A 21,358-nucleotide genomic window follows, 5' to 3' on the forward strand; every position below is an offset into this window, starting at 1 on the left:
GCGAGGAGGGACGGGGAACGGTCGCCGTCCCGCTCGGCGGGGAGAGCCGGGGGTCCCGCCCGGGTGCGAACGGGCGGGGAGCGGAGGTCCCGCGCGGGCGGAGACGGGCGGGGAGCGGAGGTCCCGCCCGGCGGCAGGGAGCCACCCGCGCCTAACGGTGTGCGCGCTGGGCCTCGACGATCTGTCGCACGGAGCCGTCGACGTCCGCTCGGGCCTGGACCCGCTCGGCGAACCCGGGGAACTGCCCGGCGACGGCGCTGAGCAACCGCAGCTCCAGCGGTGCCACGTTGACCTCGCACCGGTCGCGGCGGACCGCTCGTACGACGCCGTCGGCGACCTGTCCGGGAGTCACGGTCCTGATGCCCCTCGGCGGGGTGGCGCCCGTGGCCGCGAACATCCCCGCGTCGCGGACGAAGCCGGGCTGGACGAGGGACACCCCCACCCCCGTCCCTCGCAGTTCCTGGCGCAGGGCCAGAGCGAATCCGCGCAGCCCGAACTTCGTGGCGTTGTAGAGGGAGGTCGACTTGGTCGCAGCCTTGCCGGAGATGGAACCGACGAGCACGATGTGGCCGCGGCGGCGGCTCACCATGTGCGCCGCGAGCAGCCGGGAGAGCAGGACGGGCGCGCGCAGGTTCACGTCGAGGGCGCGGTCCAACTGCTCCTCGGTGTAGTCCAGAAGATCGCCGCTGGCGGGGAGGGCGGCGTTCGCGACGAGGACGTCCGCTTCGGCGCACGTCTCGGCGAGCCGGACGATGTCCGACCGCACGGCCAGATCCGCGACCACGGTACGGGCGCCACAGGCGTCCGCGGTGACCTTGAGGGCATCCTCCCTGCGCCCGGTGACCGTAAGACGGGCACCCTGGGCCGCCAGGCGCGCCGCAAGGGCTGAGCCGATGCCTCCGGAAGCCCCGGTGAGCAGAACGTTCGATCCGGATATGTCCATGATGACTCCCGCACGGCCGCCCCCTACTGTTCGTTCGAACGAACAGTAGAGATCGCTCTGCGACCTGTCCACACCCCGGACATCCCCAACTGCCCACCCACGCACGGGCGGTCGCGGCGGCCCATGGGGCAGAATGTCGACATGCCCCATGCCTCCGACACTCGCCAGAGCATCATCGACGCCGTACTGCGGATCATCGGGCAGGACGGCATCGCCGCCCTCACCAACCGGCGGATCGCCAAGGAGGCCGGAGTCTCCCTCGGCTCCGTCACGTACCACTTCGCCACCCAGCACGAGCTGTTGCGCGAGAGCCTGCTGCACTTCGTGGCCGAGGAGACCCGGCACTTCACGGAGCTCGCCGACGCCTGCTCCGACGAGCGCTTCGACATCGGGCAGGCTGCCGAGGTGGTGGCGCAGGTCGCGGGCGGCAACGCCTTCGACAGCCGCCACATCGCGCCGTTCGAGCTGTACGTCCAGGCCGGTCGCGACGAGCGGCTGCGTTCCGCCGCGGCCGAGTGCTTCGCCGCCTACGACCTGCTGGCCACCCGGATCCTGACCCACCTCGGCGCGGCGGACGCCGAACGCCTGGCGGGCGTGGCCGTCGCCCTGGTCTTCGGGCAGCAGCTGCGCCGCCTGGCCACCGGCGCCCCCGCCGAGGACCTCGTCGACACCCTGCTGATCCTCACGAAGTTCACCCCGACGCAGACCCCGTAGACGTCTGGGCGCCCGCACCCGTCGGTCGCGTGCGTCCGCCGCGGACCACGAGGCCCGCTCGAAGCAGCCGCCCATCGGGCGGCGGGCAGGGCGCTCAGTTCATGGCTGACGGCGGCGAGGAGCGCGGTCCGCATCCGACCGGAGGCGCGGACCGGCTCCACCTCCGCGACGGCTCCCGCGCGCCGGGCCTGTTCGCCCGCCACGCTGTCATGCGGGCGCTCCGAACAGGCCGGCGAGCATCCCGGCGGCGCTCTCAGGCGCGCGCACACTGAGCTGGAGGGAGTCGGGGGTCAGGCGCAGGGTGAAGTCGAAGAACGCGCAGCATCCCTGCTCGGTCGCCGCGAGGGCTGCGATCCGCCCGGCGAGGTCGGCGTCCGGCGGGAAGGACAGTCGCAGGCCGTCGTCGATGTCCTCGCGCCGCCCAGCTCGGGCGACGAGCGCCCGCCACTGTTCCGTGCGCTCACTCAGCTCGGTGCGGCCGAGTGTGCAGGCCACCGGAGCCTCCCGCCACACCTCCCCGCCCGCTACCGGATCGCCCGCAGCCGCATCGGCCGCAGCCGGACCTCCCGCGACCGGACCGTCCGCAGCCGAGTCGGTCGCAGCCGGACCGGTGGTCCCGGGGCGCGTCGGGGAGAGCGTGACCGGTACCGGCCCAGCCGCCGTCGCCGGCGGGGCGGACGTGCAGCCGCAGTCCGGTCCGCACGCACCGTCCGGTGCCGGCTCCCCCAGTACCGCGTGGACCCCGCCCAGCCGGTCGGAGAAGGCGCGCAACTCGGCGACCCTGCCGTCCGTCTCCCTGATCCGGTCGGCCACCAGGGACAGCATCCGGGCCCGGACCGAGGCGCACACGCCTTCCTCCCGGACCTCCAGCAGGTCGCGGATCTCCGCCAGCACCAGGCCCAGCCGCTTCGCCGACGTGATGAACACCAACCGGTCCACCGCGTCCTCGCCGTACACCCGGTACCCCGAGGCGGTCCGCCCGGCGCGCAGCAACCCCGCGGTCTCGTAGAAGCGCAGCGTGGTGGCCGGAACGCCGGAACGCTCGGCCAGCTGCGAGATGCGGTAGGTCGTCACACCTCCGACGGTAGACCTTCCACCCGACTCGAAGGTCAAGCCCCGAGTACCCCCGGCCGGGCAGGCTTCCCGGCCCCGGCCTCAGCCGGCCCGAGGGCCCTCCGCCCGCGCCTTCAGAAGTCGGTCCAGCTCCTCCCCCGCCTCCTCGTACCCCGCGTCGCAGATGCGCTGCAGTTCGCGCACGTCGCCGGTCGCGGACGCGCGTCGAGTGAGCAGGGACCCGGCGCGCGGGGATCCCTCGTCCAGCAGCTCGCTCAGCTCTTCGAGGTCACCGGCCGCATCGGCGAGGTCCGCCAGTCGGTCCAGGGCGGATTCGTTGCCCGCGTCGGCGAGCTCGCGCAGAGTGTCGCGGTCGATCTTCATCTCGGTCATGGCGCCATGGTGCGACCCTGCCCCAGGGGAAGGGTCAAGTGGCACGATGGCAGGGTGATCACCATCGGGCAGTTGGCGGGGTACGTCGGGGTGTCGATCAAGGCCATCCGCGTCTACCACGACAAGGGGCTGCTCCCCGAGCCCGACCGTGACGCGTCCGGCTACCGTCGCTACGGCGCCGACGACGCCATCGAACTGATCAAGATCCGTACCCTCGCCGAATCCGGTGTCCCCCTGGCCCGTATCCGGGCCCTGAGATCCGCGACCGACGAGGAGTTCCGGCAGGCTCTGCGCGAGGTCGACGCCGAGCTCACCGCGCGCATCGACCGCCTGCGGGCGACGCAAGCGCGTCTGCGCCGGCTCGCCGACGGGCACGTGGACCCGCTGCCCTCCGAGGCCGGTGCCTTTCTGGAGCAGCTCGCCCAGTGGGGGTTCACGCCTCGCTGGGTGGAGCTGCAGCGCGACCTGTGGATCCTCGTCTTCGCCACCCGCCCGGAACAGGCGAACACGCTCTTCCACGACCAGGCCGACAGCCTGTCCGACCCCGCGCTACGGCAGCTCTTCCTCGACTACGACCGCGCGCACGACCTCGACCCCGCCGATCCCCGTATCGACGACCTCGCCAACAGGGCCGTCGCGGCGACCCGGAACCGCTACGGGGCGGACGAGCTGCCCGGCCTCGACCCGGCCTCCGAGATCCCCGCCCTCGTCCAGGGCATGGTCAACGCCTCCTCCCCGGCCTGGCGGCGACTCGACGCACTCATCCGCGCACAGCTGGGCGCGTGACGACCGGCCGCGAGGTCCGCACTCACCGGGCGTGGAGCCGATCGGCCCCCGCTCATCGCAGCAGTTCGATGCCGATCGCCGCCATCAGGAGCCAGGCCGCGGCCCCCAGCAGCCACAGGGAGCCGAGGGCGACGCCGGCGGTGGCCAGGGCCACGCCCACGGCCCCGAGGGTGCGGGCAGCCCGGCGTACCCCGCCGTCGGTGTACCAGAAGGAGACCACCGTACGAGCATGTCGCCGGACCGCCGCCGGGGCGAGGTCCGGCCGGAATCCTGTCGGTTCCCTGATCCGCGTCCTCAGCGCGCGGGTGCCACCCGCTCAGCCTGAGGGTGCCCGCTCCGCGTGTGCGTGCCCCTCAGCGCGTGGGTGCCGCGGTCGCCCTGCGGTGCTTGAGGTTCACCGTCGAAGCCTTGGCCACCGCCAGGGGGTTCAGGAAGCGCAGCGGGCCGATCAGGCGGTTGGCGAAGAGGTGCATGTGCCGCGCCACCGATTCGTCCCGCGCCGCCGCCGAGAACATCAGCCGCTCCATGGGGTTGAACGGACGGGCCTTGGCGAAGTCGGCGGCCAGGTACTGGTGGCCGCGCAGCCGGCGAGCGTGTCGGCGGGCGTACACCGCGAGCGACTTGTCGAGGTCACCCCGCCCCGTCGCGGCCGGGGCGACCGCCTCGGCCAGCCATCGCGCGGACTGCAGAGCCCAGCCGCATCCCACTCCCCACAGGGGATCACCGGTCAGGGCGGCGTCGCCGATGAGCGCGACGCCCGGTGCGGTCGGCCTGCGGCTGTGCAGCGGGTAGTCGACCAGGCCGATGATCTTCGAGACGCGCTCGGCGGAGTCGATGGCCGGCGCCTCGGGCAGGGCGCGTACGAACTCGGTGAAGCTGCCCTCCAGGTCCTCCCGGAAAGCGGGCATCCGCTTCTTGTCCGGGAGCACCGCGAGGACCGTCACCCCGTCGTCGTTCGGGAACGCGTACGCCATGTCGGGCTCGAGGAACCACGTCTGTCCGATCCCGCCGGGCAGCGGCAGGTTCCGGAAGTGCGCGAGGTAACCGAACCGTGTGTTCTCGTGCTGCCGTTCAGGAACCCCGGCGAGCTTCGCGACAGTCGAGTCCTTGCCGTCGGCGCCGACCACCAGGCGGGCCCGGATCTCGCGCTCGCCCTCCGGTGTCGTCGCGCGCACCCCTACGGTTCGCCCGGCCTCCCCGACCAGCCCGGTCACACGATGCCCGAGGAGCAGGTCGACGCCCGGGGTCCCGGCCGCATGAGACCTGATCAACGGATCGAGGACGCTGCGCCGGATGTTGTACGCGTACGGGAGCTCGGGGCCCGCGGGCGCGGCCCTCGGCTCGATCCATCCCCAGCGCGTGTACCAGCGGGCCTCGCTGCGGACGGCTCCCGCCTTCTCCAGAGCGGGGACGAGGCCGAGTTCGTCCAGCACCGGGTAGGCGCCGGCGGTCATGGAGTGGGTGCACAGCACCTTGTACGCCTCGGGGTCCGAGCGGCGTTCCAGCAGGGCGACGCGGGCGCCGCGCCGGGCCAGCAAGGTCGCCGCCGCACTGCCCGCGAGGCTGGCACCGCTGATGACGACGTCGTAGTCGTGTCCCGCGCTCTCAGGCCTGGTCATGCGCTGATCGCCCCCTTCGGGTTGCTGCCGTTATGGGAGTTTTGCAGCGCCCCCGTGTCAGGCGCATGACCAAGTGTAGAGAACTGCCGTTCGGGTGAGGCGTGTTCAGGCCGCGGCGGACACGCCCGCCACCGGGCCCCGTTGGTGCTGTCGGCCGCCGTAGGGCAGCAGGGCCATTTCGCGGGCGTTCTTGATCGCGGCGGCGAGTCGGCGCTGCTGTCGGGCCGAGACGCGGGTGACGCGACGGCTTCGGATCTTCCCCCGGTCGGAGACGAACTTCCTGAGCAGGTCGGTGTCCTTGTAGTCGATGTACGTGATCCCGGCCGCGTCGAGCGGGTTGGGGCGCGGCTTGGTGGGCTTGCGGGGGTCGGGGCGGCGGGCCATGGCGGCTCTCCTCGTGCGGTCGGCGATCGGCTATAGGTCGTGATCGGTGATCGGTGCGGTGTGGGCGGGTCCGGCAACGGCGGCCGGACGGCGGTCGAGCGGACAGCCTGCGGCCGTACGGTGGCCAGGCGGCAGCCGTACGGGGTCAGGCCGCGTCCAGGAGGGAGTCGAAGGCCGCGGGCAGACGCTTCCAGGCCTCTCGGCCCGACGCGTACTCCGCGTCCGTCAGCAGGCAGGAGTCGAGGAGCCGCTCCAGGCCGTCCCGGTCGAGGCCGGGTGACGTGAAGACCAGGTGCTGGCAGCAGTCGCCGTGGTCGGGGTGCCAGTCCAGCGCTGCGGCTGCCCGGCGTACCGGCGGGACCATCTCCCAGGCCGCGTCGGGCAACGAGGCCAGCCACGGCCCCGCGCTCTCCACGCACAGGGCGCCGCCGGCCGCGTCCCAGGCGAGCAGCGTGTCCGGGCGGTCGGCCAGCCAGAAGCGACCGCGGCTGCGGGCAGCGGCGCAGCACAGGTCCTCGAGTGCCTGGTAGAGGCGTTCGGGGTGGAACGGCCGTCGGCGGTGCCAGACGAACGTGGCGACGCCCGCCTCGTCCGCTTCCTGGGGCAGGAGTGCGCACGCGGGGTGCTGCGCGGCCGCGGCGGCCTCGACGTCGAAGCCGGCGAACGCCGCGCGGGCGAGTTCGACGGAATCGGCCCGTACCCGACGTGCGGTGGGGTGCAGTTGGGCGAGGAGGGCGCGGTCCTCCTCGTCGGCCTCCTCGCTGTCGACGAGGGCGAGGACGGGCGCGTACTCCAGTTGGCGGGCCCATGTGTCGCCGACGGTGCGCCGGTCGGTGGGGGCGGCGGCGAGGCCGGTCTCGGCGAGGTCGTCGCCGTTGGCCAGGTACGGCAGGACGAGCGCGGGGTCCACGGCGGTCATCACGCTCGCCACCGTCAGGCGGCCCCCGCCGTGCGCGGCGACGACCTCCGCCATGGCCTTGGGTTCGACGGAGTCCCACAGCTCGACGACGGCGAGACGGGTCGCCCCGCTGTCCGCCATGCGGTGCAGCTCCGGGACGAGGTCCTCGCGCAGTGCGCAGCAGGCACAGTCGTTGACCAGCGGTGTCTCGCCTCGGGAGAGGGTGCCCGAGGCGTCGCGGACGGTACGGAGCACGGTGCCGTCGGCCGCTCCGGTCAGGTCGTGGTGCAGCGCCGCGCTCGCCGGGACGGCCCGCAGGAGGTGTTCGACCACCTCCTTACGGGCGTCGGCGTGGAGCCCGGCGACGATCACGACGGGGAGCTGGTGTGCGTGGTCCATCAACGGGCTCCGTAACGGCGCTCGAAGCGTTCGACCCGTCCGGCGGTGTCCATGACGCGCGCGGTGCCCGTGTAGAAGGGGTGGCTCGCGGAGGAGATCTCGACGTCGACGACGGGGTACGTCGCGCCGTCCTCCCATTCGACGGTCTTGTCGCTGGTCATGGTGGACCGGGTGAGGAACGCGGTGCCGGAGGCGGAGTCGCGGAAGACGACGGGCCCGTAGGCGGGGTGGATTCCAGGCTTCATGGCGGGATCTTTCGGGGTCGGTCAGGGCCGGGGTGGGACGGGGTGGATGCGGGGATGACGGGGGCCGTCAGCGCTCCTCGCGGAAGTCGACGTGACGGCCGGCGACGGGGTCGTACTTGCGGAGCACCAGCCGATCGGGGTCGTTGCGCCGGTTCTTGCGGGTGACATAGGTGAACCCGGTTCCGGCGGTGGAGCGGAGCTTGATGATCGGGCGGATCTCGTTGCGTGCCATGAGGCTAGTATATGGCAATGGTTTTCATTATCGATACGCGATGCGCATCGATGCTCAGCTCATCGAGAGAGGTGCACCACTCATGTCCGCCCACTGCCAGCTGACCGGCGCCAAGCCGGGATTCGGCAACTCCATCTCCCACTCGCACCGGCGCACCTCGCGCCGCTTCGACCCGAACATCCAGCGCAAGCGCTACTGGCTGGCGAGCGAGGGGAAGCACGTCCGTCTGACGCTGAGCGCCAGGGCGATCAAGACGGTGGACGTGATCGGCGTCGAGGCCGCGGTGGCCAGGATCCGCGCGCGGGGAGTGAAGGTCTGATGGCGAAGAGGAGCAAGATCGCGCAGAACGAGAAGCGCAAGGTGATCGTCGAGCGGTACGCGGCCCGCCGGGCCGAGCTCAAGGCGGTCATCCGCCGCCCGTCCTCCACCGCGACGGAACGGGAGACCGCGCTCGCGGAGCTGCGCCGTCAGCCGCGTGACGCCAGCGCCACGCGGGTACGCAACCGCGACGCCGTGGACGGCCGCCCGCGCGGCTACCTGCGCAGGTTCGGGCTCTCCCGGGTCCGCGCCAGGCAGCAGGCACACGCCGGCTTCCTCCCCGGCGTGACGAAGTCCTCCTGGTGACCCCGTCCCTGTGACGAGGCCGGCCTCCGATCGCCCCACCGCGTTCCCGATTCCCGCAGTGGGGCGACCGGGTCGGCACCCGGCGCCAGGACCTCCCCTCGCAAGGCGGAGGAGGGAGGCATGGCGGTGGGGGCACCTCCCGTGCCCGTAGGGCTACGGGGGACCATGCCGACCGACGACAACGCGGCGAGGTGCGGCACCAGGGCACGCGAGCCCGGCAAGATCCGAACGAGAGGCCCTAGGAGTCACCCAGCCACGACAGCAGGCGGCCCTGCGACCAGCAGCGCCCGACGGCTTCGGTGCGCAGGGTCGGCCCGTCGAACAGCGCCAGGCCGATGATGCTGTGGCCCGATGCGCGGCGATCGCCCAGCGTCGGGATCGTCGGCGCCACGCCCACGCCCTCCGCCGGCACCCAGGCCACCGCCCGGCCGGCCGCCTCCTCGTCGAGGCGGTGCAGGAAGCGCAGGCGGCTCTCGAGCGGGAAGCGCGACAGCGCCCACGTCGTCGTGACGACGGGCAGGGCGTCCGCCGGCACGTGCGCGAAGGCGTCGCGCATCAGCTCGATCGCGTCACCTCGCAACAGCAGCGGAGGCGCCGACGCGGCCAGCGCCGTCTCCGCCTCCAGCCTCGCGATCCGCTCCGGCTGATCCGGCCACACGCAGGCACGCAACCACCGGGCGTCATCCGCGTCCGTGACGTCGACCGGATCGACGTCGATGCCGACCCGGGCGACGACCTCGGGCAGCGCCCGCGTCGGGAGGGCCCGGTCTCCCACGATCGAAGCCGACACCTGCACGGGCGAGGACGGATCACCCAGCGACTGCCCGTTGCCGTACCTGATCCCGACGCGATCGACGGTGAGATTCAGCCCGGCCGAACAGCCCACGTCGATCAGCCCCACCTGGTGCGCGCCCGCCCGACGTGCCACCTCGGCGATGGCCGGGTACAGCACAGCCCCGCGACCCGTCTCATCGGGCCGTGGCTGACGGCAGGTGGCGACGGCCACGATGGCGTCCGTCATACGCAGCAGCGTGTCGATCGCCGCGTCGGCGGCGGCATCGCCGTCCGCGGCGGCGTAGGCCGCGGCCAGCTCCGGGGCGCGGCCGGCGAGGGCCAGGTCGTGCAGCGCGGCGAGGATCAGCGTGGGGTTCCGCTTGCGCGCGGGCGCCGCCTCGATCGCGCGCAGCGCGTCGTCGGACTCGCTGAGGGCGACGGCGACGCGCTCGTACAGCGGCGATGCCTTGGCTGCTTCGACCTCACCGAAGTGCCGGTACACCTGAGCGAGCGTGCGGGTCCTGCCGGCCATGGGAACGACCCCCGTCCTTCACCTGGTACGCGAGCGGCCGAGGACGCCTCGACCGGCTCGCAGGCTACTGCCTGTGGGGAACGGGGCCTGGGGGTACGGGACCCGCGGGAAACGGGGTTTGGGGGTAGGGGACCTAGGGGGCGACGGGGCCTGGGGTGAAAATGATTCGCGTGCCGTCCGGACGCGGCGGATCATCGGAAGAGTCCGCGCTCGCTGCGAGCCCGCTCCACCCAGCTGGGGAAGTCGTGATGACCACTGCCGCGTCCGGGCCGCCCGAGCCGTCCCGATCCTCCTCCGCCTCCGCCTCCGCCTCTGCCTCTGCGCCCCCGCCCGCCTCCGCATCCCGGCCCGAAGTCCGCGCGGCGGGCGGGGTGCTGCGGGGCAGCTGGGAGGCGGGAATGGCGGTTTTCCTGGGCATCCCGTTCGCCGAGCCGCCGGTCGGCGCGCTGCGGTTCGCCGCGCCGCGGCCGGTAAGGGGCCGGAGCGAGGTGCGGGAGGCTGTCGCGTACGGGCCGCCGCCCCCGCAGGCCGGCATGTTCGGCATGGACGCGCTGTCGCAGGACGCGCCGGGGGACGACTGGCTGACGGTCAACGTCTGGTCGCCCGAACCGACGGCGGGCGCCGGGCTGCCCGTGATGGTCTGGATCCAGGGCGGCGCCTTCGTGTTCGGCATGTCCGGACTCCCCGAGTACGACGGCGGCCGCCTCGCCCGGGACGGCGACGTGGTCGTGGTGACCTTCAACTACCGTGTCGGCATCGAGGGCTTCGGCCAGATCGAGGGGGCTCCGCCCAACCGGGGGCTGCTCGACCAGGTCGCCGCTCTGGAATGGGTGCGCGACAACATCCGAGCCTTCGGCGGCGACCCCGAGCGGGTCACGGTCTTCGGCCAGTCGGCGGGTGGGGGGTCGATCGCCGCGCTGCTTGCGATGGACCGGGCGGCCGGGCTCTTCCACCGGGCCGTCGTGCAGAGTGCGCAGGGCACGTTCTTCTCGCCCGGCCTCGCCGCGGACATCGCCACGGCCTGCGCCGCCGAACTGGGGCTACGGCCCACGGTGACCGATCTGTCCGGCGTTCCCCCGCACGAGCTGCCCGCCGCGAGCGACGCACTCGGCGCCACGATGGACCGGTGGGCCGAACGCTGGGGGCAGCCCGCGTACAGAACGATCCCCGTCTCCCCTGTCGTGGACGGCGACATCCTGCCCGTCACACCGTGGCAGGCCCTGGCCGTCGGCGCCGGCCGCGACGTCGAGCTCCTCGTCGGCCACACCCGCGACGAGCACCGTCTCTTCGCGGCGATCAGCGGCCTGCTCGGCGCGGTGAGCGAGGATCAGGCGGCAGCCGCCCTCCGTCTCCTCGCCCCGAGCCCGGACGGCGCCCGCCGGTATCGCGAAGCCTTCCCGGAGGCCGGCCCCGAGACGCTGTACGAACTGGTGCACTCCGACTGGCTGTTCCGCATGCCCACGCTCCACCTCGCCGAGGCCCAGACCGTCGCCGGCGGTCGCGCGCACGTCTACGAACTGACCTGGCCCGCCCCTGGCATGGGCGGTGCGCTCGGCGCCTGCCACGGCCTCGACGTACCGCTCGTCTTCGGCAACCTGGACCGCGGCCAGCCCGCCATGCTCATCGGTGAAGCACCCTCCCCGGAAGCGGAGGCCCTGTCGGAGCGCATGCGCGCCGCATGGACGTCGTTCGCCGCCCATGGCGACCCCGGCTGGCCGCCGTACGACACCGAGCGGCGACTCGTTCAGCTCTTCGGCACCGAGTCCGCTGTCACCGCCTACCCGGAGGAGTCCTCCCGCCTGATCTGGCAGGACCACCCGTTTCCCGCGCTGCCGCTGATCAACCGGTAGCGCGCACGGCATTCGTTCCTGCCTCGCCTTCGTACGGATGCTTCGAACGGATCGCCTACGATCGGCCGCGTGTGCGCTGACGTGATGGTTGCAGAGGACGACGAGAAGCAGGCCGAGCTGGTCAGGCGCTATCTCGAACGCGAAGGGCACTCGGTCACGGTCGTGGCCGACGGTCGGGCGGCGCTGGACAGGGTCCGGGAGCGGGAGCCCGATCTGCTGGTGCTCGACGTGATGATGCCGCGCACCGACGGGCTGGACGTCGTACGGGTGCTGCGCGGCGAAGCCCGGGAGCTGCCCGTCCTGATGCTCACCGCGCGGTCCACCGAGGACGACCTGCTGCTCGGTCTCGACCTCGGCGCCGACGACTACATGACGAAGCCGTACAGCCCGCGCGAACTGATGGCACGCGTGCGGACGCTGCTGCGCCGCACGGGCCGGGCCGGGACGCCTGACGCCGCCGACGACGGGCGGGTGCTGTCCGTGGGCACGCTGCGGGTCGACGCCGACCGGCACGAGGTGACCGTCGACGGGGCGCCCGTGGAGTGCACGCCCGGGGAGTTCCGGATCATCGCCGCGATGGCCGCCGAGCCGGACCGTGTCTTCACCCGGCCACGGCTCCTCGAGGAACTGCACGGCTTCGACCGCTACGTCAGCGATCGCACCGTGGACATGCACATCATGAACCTGCGCAGGAAGATCGAGCCCGAGCCTCGTACTCCGGCCCGCCTGCTCACCGTCTTCGGCGTCGGATACAAGCTGACCGACCCCGCGAAGGGCGCACGGCGTGCGTCGTCGTGACCGCGGGGCGCGCTCGCGGCTGCCGCTGCGCAAGAGCCTGCTCGGGCGCTTCCTCGGGGTCTTCGCCCTGGTCGCGGCCTGCTCGGTCGCGGCGACGGCATGGCTTGCCTCCCAGACCACCTCGGGGGCGCTGAAGCAGGAACAGGGTCAGGCCCTCGCCGACGACGCCCGTATCTACGACGCCCTGCTCGGGTACGCGGCGACCCACCCGCGGTGGGACGGTGTGGACCAGGAGGTCGAGGAACTGGCCTCCCGGTTCGGGCGCCGTGTCGCCGTCACCACCCACGACCGCGGGCCCCTCGCCGACTCGGCCGGCAGCTCGGGTCCGCAGCTGCCCACCCGGCCCTCGGCGGTCGTCGATCCGCTGTCCGTGGACAGCGCGCTCTCCGGCGCCGTGAGCGCGCGCGACGACGCGAAGGCGTCGACGGATCGCATCGACGCGCGGGCCGTCGGCCCCTTCCGGCTGCCGCCCGCGGAACGCCGTGAGCTGCGTGCGAAGGCGGATCGCCTGGTGACCTGTCTGCACCGCCAGGGCCAGAACGCCGAGGTGGCGGACGGCCCGTCGGGGCGCCCCCGCGTCAGTCAAGGCACCGCCTCCACCGGCTTCGTGGAGTCGGACGACTGCTCCACCGCCAGTCTCGACACCCCCACGGCGACGGAGGCCAAGGCCCTCGAAACCCTCACCAAGCTCGCCAACGCCTGCTTGAGCCGCCAGGACCGTCCGGCCATCACCCTGAACGCGGATCTGACCTGGTACGACGGACCACGGCGCCCGGCGTGGCCGGTGGCCGAGCCCGGGCGTCCGACGGTGCCCGTGCCCGATGCCGCACCGGTTCCCGCGCCGAGCGAGATCGACCGATCGGCCGACGAGGCCATCGGCTCCTGCGTGAACACGGCACGGCGCGAGCAGCTGAGCTCGTACGTCGCCCAGCCGGCGCTGCTGTTCATCGGCGACCCCGACCGGGGCAGCGTCCCCGGCTTCGACCTCTCCGCCGCGAGCACCGCCCGTATCGCGGGCGTGGCGGCCCTCGTCCTCGCCCTCACCATCGGCGTCTCGATCCTCACCGGACGCCGGCTCGTCCGTCCGCTGCGCGCGCTCACCGGTGCGGCGCAGCGCATGAAGGAAGGTGGCGAAGCCGCCCCCATCGCGGTGCCCGCCGACCATGAGATAGGTCAACTCGCCGCAGCTTTCAATGAACTGACGGAGCATCGGGCCCGTCTGGAGGCACAGCGCAAGGCGATGGTCAGCGATGTCGCCCATGAACTGCGTACGCCACTGAGCAATATCCGGGGGTGGCTGGAGGCCGCGCAGGACGGTGTGGCCGACACCGATCCGGCACTGATCGCCTCGCTCCTGGAGGAGGCCGTACAGCTTCAGCACATCATCGACGATCTTCAGGACCTCGCGCAGGCGGACGCCGGTGCACTGCGGCTGCACCGGGAGCCCGTCGACGTGGTGGAGCTCCTCGGCCAGGTCGCCGCCGCCCACCAGGCCGAGGCCGAGCGCGCCGGTGTCACCCTGGGCGTCGAGGCGTCCGGGCCGACGCCCGCGCTGACCGCGGACCCGGTACGGCTGCGGCAGGTCATCGGCAACCTGGTCTCGAACGCGGTACGCCACACCCCACGCGGCGGACGCGTCGACCTGCGCGCGTACGGCGAGGATCGGACGGGTGGCGCGGGTGGCGCGGGTGGCGCGGCTGACGAGGGGCGCTACGGTGCCCGCGACGGGTCGGTGGCGGAGGTCGTCGTGGAGGTCGCCGACACGGGCAGCGGGATCGCCTCCGACGATCTGCCGTACGTGTTCGACCGGTTCTGGCGCGCGGAGAGGTCGCGCAGCCGGCGCACCGGCGGCAGCGGACTGGGCCTCGCGATCGTACGCAAACTCACCGAGGCCCACGGCGGTTCGGCCACCGCCGCTTCGACCGAGGGCGTCGGCTCGACGTTCACGCTGCGCCTTCCGGCGGATGTACGGGAGGGGGCGGGCCGCTCGGACCGGGTCGCGAAGCTCTGACGGCAAAGCCACAGGGAGCTGACAGCTTTCTGACACGTTCCCGTGAGCATGGCGATCACCGGGCGCCCGAGCGAACAGAGGTGAGGGCGCCGGCCGTTTCCGTACCGAAGGGGAGCCACAGCCATGCCGTCTCACCGCAGTCCGTCCCGGCGCCGTCGCAGCCTGCGCGCCGCAGCCTTCACCACCGCCGTGATCGGCGGGGTGATCCTGCCCGCGACGTCGGCGTTCGCGGACGACAGTCCGTCCGTGGCGCCGTCGGCGCCGTCCGCCGCCCCGTCGGCGAGCGCCCCCGACACCACGCCCGAGTCCGGCTCCGTCACTCCGCGTCCCGTCCCGGACCGGACGCCGAGCGAGGTGGCGGCGCCGCGCGGCGGTGTCGCCGCCGGTGAGCGCGCCGACGGCCAACCCCGCCCCGTCGCCGAGCGGACCCCCAGCCCGGTCGCGGCGCCGCGCGGCGGCGTCGCCGCCGGTGAGCGTCCCGCAGGCCGGACGGGTGAGGACGTCACCACCGCCGTCGCCGGCTCGGCCGCCGGTGCGGCGCTCCTCGCGGGCGCCGGCATCGTCATGCTGCGCCGCCGAGGCGCTGCCCACCGCAACGACTGACGACCGACGCGTTCGTGGTGCCGTCGGCGACGGCGGCACCACGACTCCGCGTCGCGGGAGCACCCATGACCCGAACGACCCGCGCCGCCGGCCGACGCGCACGCGCCTGGCGGACGCGTGCCCGGCCCCTGCTGCTGTGCGCCGTCCTGACCACGACCGTCGGCGCCTGCGCCACCGACGGCGTCGAGGGCACGCCCCCGGCAGCGGCGACGCCCTCGCGCGCCGCCGCCCCCGCCGCCGAGCCCGACCCGATTCACCCGACCCGAGCCACCGGCACGAGGACGGTGCCGACCCGCGTGTCCATCCCCTCCCTCGGCATCGACAGCGAGCTGATGAGGCTCGGCCTCAACCAGGACGGCACCGTCGAAGTGCCGCCGGCGGACAAGGGAATGACGGCGGGCTGGTACGCCGGGAACCCCCGTCCGGGAGAGCCCGGCGCCGCGGTGATCATCGGTCACAACGACACCCGCTTCGGCCGGGCCGTGTTCCACGACCTCAAGCGGATACGCAAGGGTGCGACCGTCGACGTACGCGACAGCCGGGGCGGCACCGTGCGCTTCACGGTCACCGGCACCGAGACCGTCGACAAGGACGCCTTCCCCACCAGGAGGGTCTACGGGTCCACGAAGAAGCGCGCGCTGCGACTGATCACGTGCGACGGCGCGTTCGACGCGGCCGGCCACCCGGTGGACAACCTGATCGTCTACGCCGTCGCACCGTGATCCCGGGGCCGTCTACGCGGCGGGCTGCTGCTGGGTGACGCAGTGGATGCCGCCGCCGCCCGCACCGAGGCGGTCGCCTGACCGTGTCCGGGGGCGCGCCACTCCCCGCGCGCCCCGGCCCGCTCCGGCCCGGCCCGCCCCGCCCGGGCGCGGCCCGGTCCGCCCCGCCCGGCCCCGGCGGCGCGGCACTCGTCAGTGACCGGTGAGTTCGCCGGTGAGTCTGGCGTGGAGGTCCGCGCTCGGGGCGTTCAGGCCCGCGATCTCCACGGTCTTGCCGCGCTGGGCGTACTTCGCCTCGATCGTGTCGAGGACGGCCACGGACGAGGCGTCCCAGACGTGGGCCGCGGAGAGGTCGACGACGACCCTGTCCGGGTCGCCGGCGTAGTCGAAGCGCCCGACGAGTTCGTTGGCGGAGGCGAAGAACAGCTCGCCGGCCACCCGGTAGACCACCGTCGTACCGTCGGGATCCTTCACGGCGGTGACCTCGGCGTGGTGGGCGACCCTCCTGGCGAAGATCACCATGGCGGTGACCGAGCCGGCGACCACACCCACGGCGAGGTTGTGCGTGACGACGACGCACAGCACGGTGATCACCATGACGGCGATCTCCCCGACGGGCATCCGCCTCAGGGTCTTCGGCGCGACGGAGTGCCAGTCGAAGGTCGCGAAGCACACCATGATCATGACGGCGACCAGAGCCGCCATGGGGATGTCGGAGACGACCGGGCCGAAGACGATGCACAGCACCATCAGGAACACACCGGCCAGGAACGTGGACAGACGGGTGCGGGCGCCCGAGACCTTCACGTTGATCATCGTCTGGCCGATCATGGCGCAGCCGCCCATGCCGCCGAAGAAGCCGGTGACGATGTTGGCGATGCCCTGACCGATCGACTCGCGCGTCTTGCTGGAGTGGGTGTCCGTGATGTCGTCGACGAGCTTGGCCGTCATCAGCGACTCCATCAGGCCGACGAGCGCCATGGCGAAGGCGTACGGCGCGACGAGGACGAGCGTGTCCGTCGTGAACGGCACGTCGGGCAGACCGGGCACCGGCAGCGAGGACGGCAGGGCGCCCTTGTCGCCGACGGTCGGAACGGCGATCCCGGCGGCGACCGTGAGGGCGGTCAGGACGGCGATGGAGACGAGCGGGGCCGGGACCACCGTCGTGATCTTCGGGAAGAACACCATCAGGAGCAGGCCGGCGGCGACGAGCGGGTACACGGCCCAGGGGACGTTCCGCAGCTCGGGCACCTGGGCCATGAAGACCAGGATGGACAGCGAGTTGACGAAGCCGACCATCACCGAGCGCGGGATGAACCGCATCAGCTTCGCCACGCCGAGTACACCGAGGATCACCTGGAAAACGCCGGCCAGGATGACGGCGGCGATCAGGTACCCCAGGCCGTGCTCCCGGTTGAGCGGCGCGATGACGAGCGCGACGGCTCCGGTCGCCGCGGAGATCATCGCCCGGCGGCCGCCGAAGATCGCGATGGTCACGGCCATGGTGAAGGAGGCGAAGAGGCCGATCGCCGGGTCGACCCCGGCGATGATCGAGAACGCGATCGCCTCGGGGATCAGCGCCAGCCCGACGACAAGACCGGCCAGCACCTCGGTACGCCAGACCTTCGGATCGGTCAGCCATGCCGGACGCAGGCCGCGCGACCACCTGGCCGGGGACACAACGGATGAGGACAAGGAAGCGGGGACCTGTCGTACTCGGGCACGCCCACTCGGCGGGGCGGGGCGTTCGGGAGCGGAAGGGCCGGGTCGGCACTCCGCGATCGGCCCACGCGGCGGCGGACCGGAAGTCGAAGGGGTGAGGACGGATCCGGGACGGCGACGGAGCCGGGGCTGCTCAGGTCCCGGGGCTGCTCAGGTCCCGGGGCTGCTCAGGCCCCAGGCCCGGGGGTGGAGCGTCACCGCGGACAGGCGGGCGCGGTCGGCGTCAGTGGCTCGCGCACGCTCTCTCCTGCGGAAGTCGGACCCTCGGCGGGCAGCTCGGTGCGCCCTCACGACCGGCGATTCTACTGTGCGGCGTACGGCCGGCGACTGCCCGGGACGGGAGGGGCCAGGGCGGGAGACGCCGGGAAGGCCGGGGCGACCGTGGAGAGGACGGCGCCCGGGCCCGCGTAGAGCCGGAGCCGGAGAGGCCGGGCGCACCGTCGGTGTGGGCCGGTGCCGCCCGCCGGTCTCCCGTCAGGAGCCGGGCGGTCCGGTCCAGGGGGTCAGCCGGCGATGCGCCGCGCGGGCGTGGACGAGCCGGGCGATGACCGTTCCCGTGCTCGCCGCGATCAGGAGGCAGGCCATGCGTCCGAGATCGTAGGCGGCTTCCCAGGTGAGCTGCCCGATGGGCGCGGTGGCGAAGACGTTCAGGATGAGCCAGCAGAGCAGGGCGGTGCCCGGGGCGGCGGTGAGCCGGGCTCCCGTGCTGACGGCGGCCACGGCGACGGACAGCGCGATGAGGTCGAGGACGGGGTCCCCGTGTCCGTCGAGGAAGTTGAACGCGATGACCAGGGCGAAGGCCAGGAGCGCCGACACGGCCCAGATCGAGGAGGTCGCGGCCGGGTCCGGCACAGGGCGCGTACGGGAGCGGATCCGCATCCATTCGATCATGCAGCGCCTCCTCACGCACCGCCCCTCCGTCGGGGCCCTGAAGAATGATGCACCACGGTCGGCGATGCGCGACAAGCCGGTTCGCAGGCCACCTGGCCCCGCAACTGGTCGGCTCCGGCGTCCCCTTCACCACCGGATCGAGCGGAACACGTGTCGATAAGGTGACTTCCGGAGGCGGATGACGTTCGCTCCCAATTCCGGTGAACGCACACACATGGGGAGATTTTCGATGCCCGTTCCACGCATGAGCAACACCCCGCTCCCCGGAATCGGGGTCCGCTACGACCTGACCACCCGTGAGCACCGCCGGCTTTCGGTCATCGCCCACCGGGACGGCAGCCGGACGCTGAACGCCTACCGCAGGGACGATCCGGACGAGTGCGCGCTGTCGGCCAAGCTGACAGCCAAGGAGGCGGAGGCGTTGATCGACGCGCTGATGCCGTCCCACCACAGCCCCAATCTGCTCTCGACCACGGACCTGGGGCTGGTCGCCGAGCGAATAGAACTGTCGGCGCACTCACAGTGGAACGGGCACGTCCTGGGCGAGACCCGGATGCGCACCGAGACGGGGGCTTCCATCGTCGCGGTCCTGCGCCGGGCCGATGCCATCCCCTCCCCCGCGCCGGACTTCCGGCTGGCGGGCGGCGACACGCTCATCGTGATCGGCACCCGCGAGGGTGTCGAGGCGGCCGCCTCGATCCTCGGCCGGGAGTGAGCGCCGTGCACTCCTCCGCCATCTTCCTGATCGAGTTCGGCGCGATCATTCTCGCGCTCGGCCTGCTGGGCCGGTTCGCCGGACGCTTCCAGTTCTCCCCGATACCCCTCTACCTCCTGGCCGGCCTCGCCTTCGGCGAGGGCGGTCTGCTGCCGCTCGGGACCAGTGAGGAGTTCGTCGCGATCGGCGCCGAGATCGGCGTGATCCTCCTGCTGCTGATGCTGGGACTGGAGTACACCGCCAGCGATCTGGTGACCAACCTCAAGACGCAGTACCCGGCGGGCCTGGTGGACTTCGCCCTCAACGCCCTGCCGGGCGCGGGCATGGCCCTTCTGCTGGGGTGGGGCCCGGTCGCCGCCGTCGTCCTGGCCGGCGTCACATGGATCTCGTCCTCCGGTGTCATCGCCAAGGTGATGGGCGATCTGGGCCGCCTCGGCAACCGGGAGACGCCGGCCATCCTGAGCATCCTGGTCCTGGAAGACCTGGCCATGGCCGTCTACCTGCCGATCCTCACCGCGCTGCTCGCCGGCGTGAGTCTCGCCGCCGGAAGCCTGACCCTCGCCATCGCCCTCGGTGTCGCCGGTACGGTCCTCTTCCTCGCCGTCCGCTTCGGACGGGTCATCTCCCGCTTCGTCTCCAGCGACGACCCCGAGAAGCTCCTCCTCGTCGTCCTCGGTCTGACGCTGCTGGTCGCCGGCATCGCCCAGCAGCTCCAGGTCTCGGCCGCCGTCGGCGCCTTCCTCGTCGGCATCGCCCTCTCCGGGGAGGTCGCGGAGGGCGCGCACAATCTGCTCAGCCCGCTGCGGGATCTGTTCGCGGCGGTGTTCTTCGTCTTCTTCGGTCTGCACACCGACCCGGCGAGCATCCCGCCGGTGATCCTGCCCGCGCTGGCCCTGGCCGTGGTCACGGCGGCGACGAAGATCGCCACCGGTTACTGGGCCGCCCGGCGGGCCGGGATCTCGGTGAAGGGCCGCTGGCGGGCCGGCGGGACCCTGGTCGCGCGGGGTGAGTTCTCCATCGTCATCGCCGGTCTCGCGGTGACGGCGGGCATCGAACCGGCCCTCGGCCCTCTCGCGACCGCGTACGTCCTCGTCCTGGTCGTCCTCGGCCCGCTCACCGCCCGCTACACCGAGCCGATCGCCACCTACGTCACCGGCCGCCGCCACAAGGCTCGGGCCATCGAGCCGGCCCACGCCGAAGTGACGGCCGAAGCCCCGGCGCAGGCTCCGGAGACGCGGGAGACACGGGAGAAGCTGGAGCCGGTGGACGACGGCACCAGGTGATTGACTGCCCCGCATGGACCTCACGCCAGAACCCCCTACCCCGGGAGCGCCCCCCTTCGACCCCGAACTGAGTACGGTGCTGGCGGCTTTGGGGGACGCCTGGAGGGAGCCCCTGACCCCGGAGAACCTCGCCGCCCACCAGGAGCAGGACGCCGCGACGCGGCCCAGGCCGACGGTCCGGGAGCTCCGGGCCGACGGCCGCTTCGAGGTGGAAGAGCTGCGTGTCCCGGGGGCGGGCGGCGGGCCGGACGTCACGCTCGTCAGCGCACGGCCCGCGGGGATCACGCGACCGCTGCCGCTGCTGTACTACATGCACGGTGGCGGGATGGTCATGGGCAACGCCTGGTCCGTGCTTCCGGGGCTGCTGGACGACTGGGCGCTCGCGCTGGAGTTGGCCGTCGTCTCCGTCGAGTACCGGCTGGCACCGCAGGCGCGGTACCCCGGACCGGTGGAGGACTGTTACGCCGGGTTGGTCTGGGCTGCCGAGCACGCGGCCGATCTGGACATCGACGCGGACCGTGTCATCGTCGGAGGGAAGAGTGCGGGAGGCGGGCTCGCCGCGGCGCTCGCCCTGCTGATCCGTGACCGGGGCGGGCCCGCTTTGATCGGGCAACTACTGCTGTGTCCGATGCTCGACGACCGTGACGACACCTTCTCCAGCCGGCAGATGGCCGGCGTCGACATCTGGGACCGGACCTCCAACGCCACCGCGTGGCAGGCGGTGCTCGGCGACCGGTACGGGGATGCGGACCTGCCTCCGTACGCGGCTCCGGCCCGCGCCACGGATCTGTCCGGGCTGCCCCCGGCGTACATCGACGTCGGGTCGGTCGAGACGTTCAGGGACGAGGGCGTGGCCTACGCCGACGCGATCTGGCGCGCCGGCGGCCAGGCCGAACTGCACGTATGGCCCGGAGCCTTCCACGGTTTCGACGCCCTCGCGCCGGCGGCGGCGGTCAGCGGGGACGCGGGCGAGGCCCGGCTCCGCTGGCTCCGGCGCATCCTCACCCCATGAGCCCCATGAGCCCTGTGACCCCTGTAAGCCCCGTGAGCCCCGTGAGCCCCGTGAGCCCCGTGAGCCCCGTGAGCCCTGTAAGCCCTGTAAGCCCCGTGAGCCCCGCCCATACTCCCCAGTCCGCTGGGTGATCGGCACCGCCACCCGCTGTTCGG

Annotated in this window: 24 protein-coding genes; 12 read left to right on the forward strand and 12 right to left on the reverse strand. The window is 72.7% G+C overall.

The genetic code is table 11. From position 1 onward, the window contains the following. Positions 1-151: 151 nt before the first annotated feature. Positions 152-943: an SDR family NAD(P)-dependent oxidoreductase gene (locus ACFY8U_RS05615; RefSeq protein WP_389565966.1), complete on the reverse strand. Its 792-nt coding sequence runs from the start codon at positions 941-943 to the stop codon at positions 152-154. A 141-nt stretch (positions 944-1,084) separates the two neighbouring features. On the opposite strand from ACFY8U_RS05615, the gene ACFY8U_RS05620 reads away from it, so the two are divergent. Then, positions 1,085-1,657 (forward strand): TetR/AcrR family transcriptional regulator, encoded by a 573-nt coding sequence (locus ACFY8U_RS05620; RefSeq protein ID WP_389565969.1) that lies wholly within the window; start codon positions 1,085-1,087, stop codon positions 1,655-1,657. Between the two features lie 207 nt (positions 1,658-1,864). Here the strand turns inward: ACFY8U_RS05620 and ACFY8U_RS05625 are convergent, their stop codons facing one another. Both ACFY8U_RS05625 and ACFY8U_RS05630 read right to left on the reverse strand, forming a co-directional pair. Then, entirely contained in the window at positions 1,865-2,731 is an 867-nt protein-coding gene (locus ACFY8U_RS05625; RefSeq protein ID WP_389565971.1) for a heavy metal-responsive transcriptional regulator, read from the reverse strand. An 81-nt stretch (positions 2,732-2,812) separates the two neighbouring features. After that, complete coding sequence (locus ACFY8U_RS05630; RefSeq protein ID WP_389565973.1) at positions 2,813-3,103, reverse strand: hypothetical protein; 291 nt, start codon at positions 3,101-3,103, stop codon at positions 2,813-2,815. A gap of 54 nt (positions 3,104-3,157) precedes the next feature. Here ACFY8U_RS05630 and ACFY8U_RS05635 point away from each other — a divergent pair, with 54 nt between their 5' ends. After that, positions 3,158-3,889, forward strand: a complete 732-nt coding sequence (locus ACFY8U_RS05635) for a MerR family transcriptional regulator (protein WP_389565976.1) — start codon at positions 3,158-3,160, stop codon at positions 3,887-3,889. Positions 3,890-3,941: 52 nt separating this feature from the next. On the opposite strand, the gene ACFY8U_RS05640 is transcribed toward ACFY8U_RS05635, so the two are convergent. The 6 genes from ACFY8U_RS05640 to rpmG form a co-directional block, all read right to left on the reverse strand. After that, positions 3,942-4,109, reverse strand: a complete 168-nt coding sequence (locus ACFY8U_RS05640; protein ID WP_389565978.1) for a hypothetical protein — start codon at positions 4,107-4,109, stop codon at positions 3,942-3,944. 133 nt (positions 4,110-4,242) lie between these two features. Further along, positions 4,243-5,508, reverse strand: coding sequence for an NAD(P)/FAD-dependent oxidoreductase (locus tag ACFY8U_RS05645; RefSeq protein WP_389565980.1), 1,266 nt, complete (start codon positions 5,506-5,508; stop codon positions 4,243-4,245). A gap of 105 nt (positions 5,509-5,613) precedes the next feature. Next, entirely contained in the window at positions 5,614-5,892 is a 279-nt protein-coding gene (rpsR, locus tag ACFY8U_RS05650) for a 30S ribosomal protein S18 (RefSeq protein WP_389565983.1), read from the reverse strand. Positions 5,893-6,037: 145 nt separating this feature from the next. Further along, the gene (locus ACFY8U_RS05655) at positions 6,038-7,189 is read right to left on the reverse strand and encodes a CobW family GTP-binding protein (protein WP_389565986.1); all 1,152 of its coding nucleotides are present in this window, start codon (positions 7,187-7,189) and stop codon (positions 6,038-6,040) included. Then, positions 7,189-7,434: a type B 50S ribosomal protein L31 gene (locus tag ACFY8U_RS05660; protein WP_361443476.1), complete on the reverse strand. Its 246-nt coding sequence runs from the start codon at positions 7,432-7,434 to the stop codon at positions 7,189-7,191. Before ACFY8U_RS05660 ends, ACFY8U_RS05655 begins: the two co-directional genes overlap by 1 nt. 67 nt (positions 7,435-7,501) lie before the next feature. After that, the gene (gene rpmG, locus ACFY8U_RS05665; RefSeq protein ID WP_318101116.1) at positions 7,502-7,666 is read right to left on the reverse strand and encodes a 50S ribosomal protein L33; all 165 of its coding nucleotides are present in this window, start codon (positions 7,664-7,666) and stop codon (positions 7,502-7,504) included. Between the two features lie 82 nt (positions 7,667-7,748). Between rpmG and rpmB the strand changes: the two genes are divergently transcribed. Then, positions 7,749-7,985 (forward strand): 50S ribosomal protein L28, encoded by a 237-nt coding sequence (gene rpmB / locus ACFY8U_RS05670; RefSeq protein ID WP_389565990.1) that lies wholly within the window; start codon positions 7,749-7,751, stop codon positions 7,983-7,985. Then, a complete protein-coding gene (gene rpsN / locus ACFY8U_RS05675; RefSeq protein ID WP_389565993.1) occupies positions 7,985-8,290 on the forward strand; it encodes a 30S ribosomal protein S14 in 306 nt (101 codons plus the stop codon). The genes rpmB and rpsN overlap by 1 nt, the downstream gene beginning before the upstream one ends. A gap of 238 nt (positions 8,291-8,528) precedes the next feature. Here the strand turns inward: rpsN and ACFY8U_RS05680 are convergent, their stop codons facing one another. Next, the gene (locus ACFY8U_RS05680; RefSeq protein WP_389565996.1) at positions 8,529-9,596 is read right to left on the reverse strand and encodes a DUF2332 domain-containing protein; all 1,068 of its coding nucleotides are present in this window, start codon (positions 9,594-9,596) and stop codon (positions 8,529-8,531) included. A 248-nt stretch (positions 9,597-9,844) separates the two neighbouring features. Here ACFY8U_RS05680 and ACFY8U_RS05685 point away from each other — a divergent pair, with 248 nt between their 5' ends. From ACFY8U_RS05685 to ACFY8U_RS05705, 5 genes are all read left to right on the forward strand, one after another. After that, a complete protein-coding gene (locus tag ACFY8U_RS05685) occupies positions 9,845-11,446 on the forward strand; it encodes a carboxylesterase/lipase family protein (RefSeq protein ID WP_389565999.1) in 1,602 nt (533 codons plus the stop codon). Positions 11,447-11,530: 84 nt separating this feature from the next. Next, entirely contained in the window at positions 11,531-12,244 is a 714-nt protein-coding gene (locus ACFY8U_RS05690; protein ID WP_389566190.1) for a response regulator transcription factor, read from the forward strand. Continuing rightward, positions 12,231-14,255 (forward strand): sensor histidine kinase, encoded by a 2,025-nt coding sequence (locus tag ACFY8U_RS05695; RefSeq protein ID WP_389566002.1) that lies wholly within the window; start codon positions 12,231-12,233, stop codon positions 14,253-14,255. The genes ACFY8U_RS05690 and ACFY8U_RS05695 overlap by 14 nt, the downstream gene beginning before the upstream one ends. A gap of 123 nt (positions 14,256-14,378) precedes the next feature. Then, positions 14,379-14,858, forward strand: coding sequence for a hypothetical protein (locus ACFY8U_RS05700; RefSeq protein WP_389566004.1), 480 nt, complete (start codon positions 14,379-14,381; stop codon positions 14,856-14,858). A gap of 65 nt (positions 14,859-14,923) precedes the next feature. Next, the gene (locus ACFY8U_RS05705) at positions 14,924-15,580 is read left to right on the forward strand and encodes a class F sortase (RefSeq protein ID WP_389566006.1); all 657 of its coding nucleotides are present in this window, start codon (positions 14,924-14,926) and stop codon (positions 15,578-15,580) included. A 192-nt stretch (positions 15,581-15,772) separates the two neighbouring features. Here the strand turns inward: ACFY8U_RS05705 and ACFY8U_RS05710 are convergent, their stop codons facing one another. Then, on the reverse strand, positions 15,773-17,260 hold the full coding sequence (locus tag ACFY8U_RS05710; protein WP_361443503.1) for a SulP family inorganic anion transporter: 1,488 nt from the start codon (positions 17,258-17,260) through the stop codon (positions 15,773-15,775). 516 nt (positions 17,261-17,776) lie between these two features. Beyond that, positions 17,777-18,193, reverse strand: coding sequence for a hypothetical protein (locus tag ACFY8U_RS05715; RefSeq protein ID WP_389566009.1), 417 nt, complete (start codon positions 18,191-18,193; stop codon positions 17,777-17,779). A 229-nt stretch (positions 18,194-18,422) separates the two neighbouring features. Here ACFY8U_RS05715 and ACFY8U_RS05720 point away from each other — a divergent pair, with 229 nt between their 5' ends. Genes ACFY8U_RS05720 through ACFY8U_RS05730 form a run of 3 tightly spaced genes read left to right on the forward strand, consistent with a single transcriptional unit; the run spans position 18,423 to position 21,203 of the window. After that, positions 18,423-18,908 (forward strand): cation:proton antiporter regulatory subunit, encoded by a 486-nt coding sequence (locus ACFY8U_RS05720; RefSeq protein WP_389566011.1) that lies wholly within the window; start codon positions 18,423-18,425, stop codon positions 18,906-18,908. 5 nt (positions 18,909-18,913) lie between these two features. Next, on the forward strand, positions 18,914-20,191 hold the full coding sequence (locus ACFY8U_RS05725; RefSeq protein ID WP_389566014.1) for a cation:proton antiporter: 1,278 nt from the start codon (positions 18,914-18,916) through the stop codon (positions 20,189-20,191). A 13-nt stretch (positions 20,192-20,204) separates the two neighbouring features. Then, positions 20,205-21,203, forward strand: a complete 999-nt coding sequence (locus ACFY8U_RS05730) for an alpha/beta hydrolase (protein WP_389566017.1) — start codon at positions 20,205-20,207, stop codon at positions 21,201-21,203. The last annotated feature ends 155 nt before the right edge of the window (positions 21,204-21,358 follow it).

Source organism: Streptomyces sp. NPDC012508 (assembly GCF_042902595.1).
Lineage (GTDB): Bacteria > Actinomycetota > Actinomycetes > Streptomycetales > Streptomycetaceae > Streptomyces.

Bases quoted from the DNA above. Each gene is read 5' to 3' on its own strand.
- ACFY8U_RS05615 (WP_389565966.1), bottom strand. From the start codon at position 943: ATGGACATATCCGGATCGAACGTTCTGCTCACCGGGGCTTCCGGAGGC.
- ACFY8U_RS05620 (WP_389565969.1), top strand. From the start codon at position 1,085: ATGCCCCATGCCTCCGACACTCGCCAGAGCATCATCGACGCCGTACTG.
- ACFY8U_RS05630 (WP_389565973.1), bottom strand. From the start codon at position 3,103: ATGACCGAGATGAAGATCGACCGCGACACTCTGCGCGAGCTCGCCGAC.
- ACFY8U_RS05645 (WP_389565980.1), bottom strand. From the start codon at position 5,508: ATGACCAGGCCTGAGAGCGCGGGACACGACTACGACGTCGTCATCAGC.
- rpsR (WP_389565983.1), bottom strand. From the start codon at position 5,892: ATGGCCCGCCGCCCCGACCCCCGCAAGCCCACCAAGCCGCGCCCCAAC.
- ACFY8U_RS05655 (WP_389565986.1), bottom strand. From the start codon at position 7,189: ATGGACCACGCACACCAGCTCCCCGTCGTGATCGTCGCCGGGCTCCAC.
- ACFY8U_RS05660 (WP_361443476.1), bottom strand. From the start codon at position 7,434: ATGAAGCCTGGAATCCACCCCGCCTACGGGCCCGTCGTCTTCCGCGAC.
- rpmG (WP_318101116.1), bottom strand. From the start codon at position 7,666: ATGGCACGCAACGAGATCCGCCCGATCATCAAGCTCCGCTCCACCGCC.
- rpmB (WP_389565990.1), top strand. From the start codon at position 7,749: ATGTCCGCCCACTGCCAGCTGACCGGCGCCAAGCCGGGATTCGGCAAC.
- rpsN (WP_389565993.1), top strand. From the start codon at position 7,985: ATGGCGAAGAGGAGCAAGATCGCGCAGAACGAGAAGCGCAAGGTGATC.
- ACFY8U_RS05680 (WP_389565996.1), bottom strand. From the start codon at position 9,596: ATGGCCGGCAGGACCCGCACGCTCGCTCAGGTGTACCGGCACTTCGGT.
- ACFY8U_RS05685 (WP_389565999.1), top strand. From the start codon at position 9,845: ATGACCACTGCCGCGTCCGGGCCGCCCGAGCCGTCCCGATCCTCCTCC.
- ACFY8U_RS05690 (WP_389566190.1), top strand. From the start codon at position 11,531: ATGGTTGCAGAGGACGACGAGAAGCAGGCCGAGCTGGTCAGGCGCTAT.
- ACFY8U_RS05700 (WP_389566004.1), top strand. From the start codon at position 14,379: ATGCCGTCTCACCGCAGTCCGTCCCGGCGCCGTCGCAGCCTGCGCGCC.
- ACFY8U_RS05705 (WP_389566006.1), top strand. From the start codon at position 14,924: ATGACCCGAACGACCCGCGCCGCCGGCCGACGCGCACGCGCCTGGCGG.
- ACFY8U_RS05715 (WP_389566009.1), bottom strand. From the start codon at position 18,193: ATGATCGAATGGATGCGGATCCGCTCCCGTACGCGCCCTGTGCCGGAC.
- ACFY8U_RS05720 (WP_389566011.1), top strand. From the start codon at position 18,423: ATGCCCGTTCCACGCATGAGCAACACCCCGCTCCCCGGAATCGGGGTC.
- ACFY8U_RS05730 (WP_389566017.1), top strand. From the start codon at position 20,205: ATGGACCTCACGCCAGAACCCCCTACCCCGGGAGCGCCCCCCTTCGAC.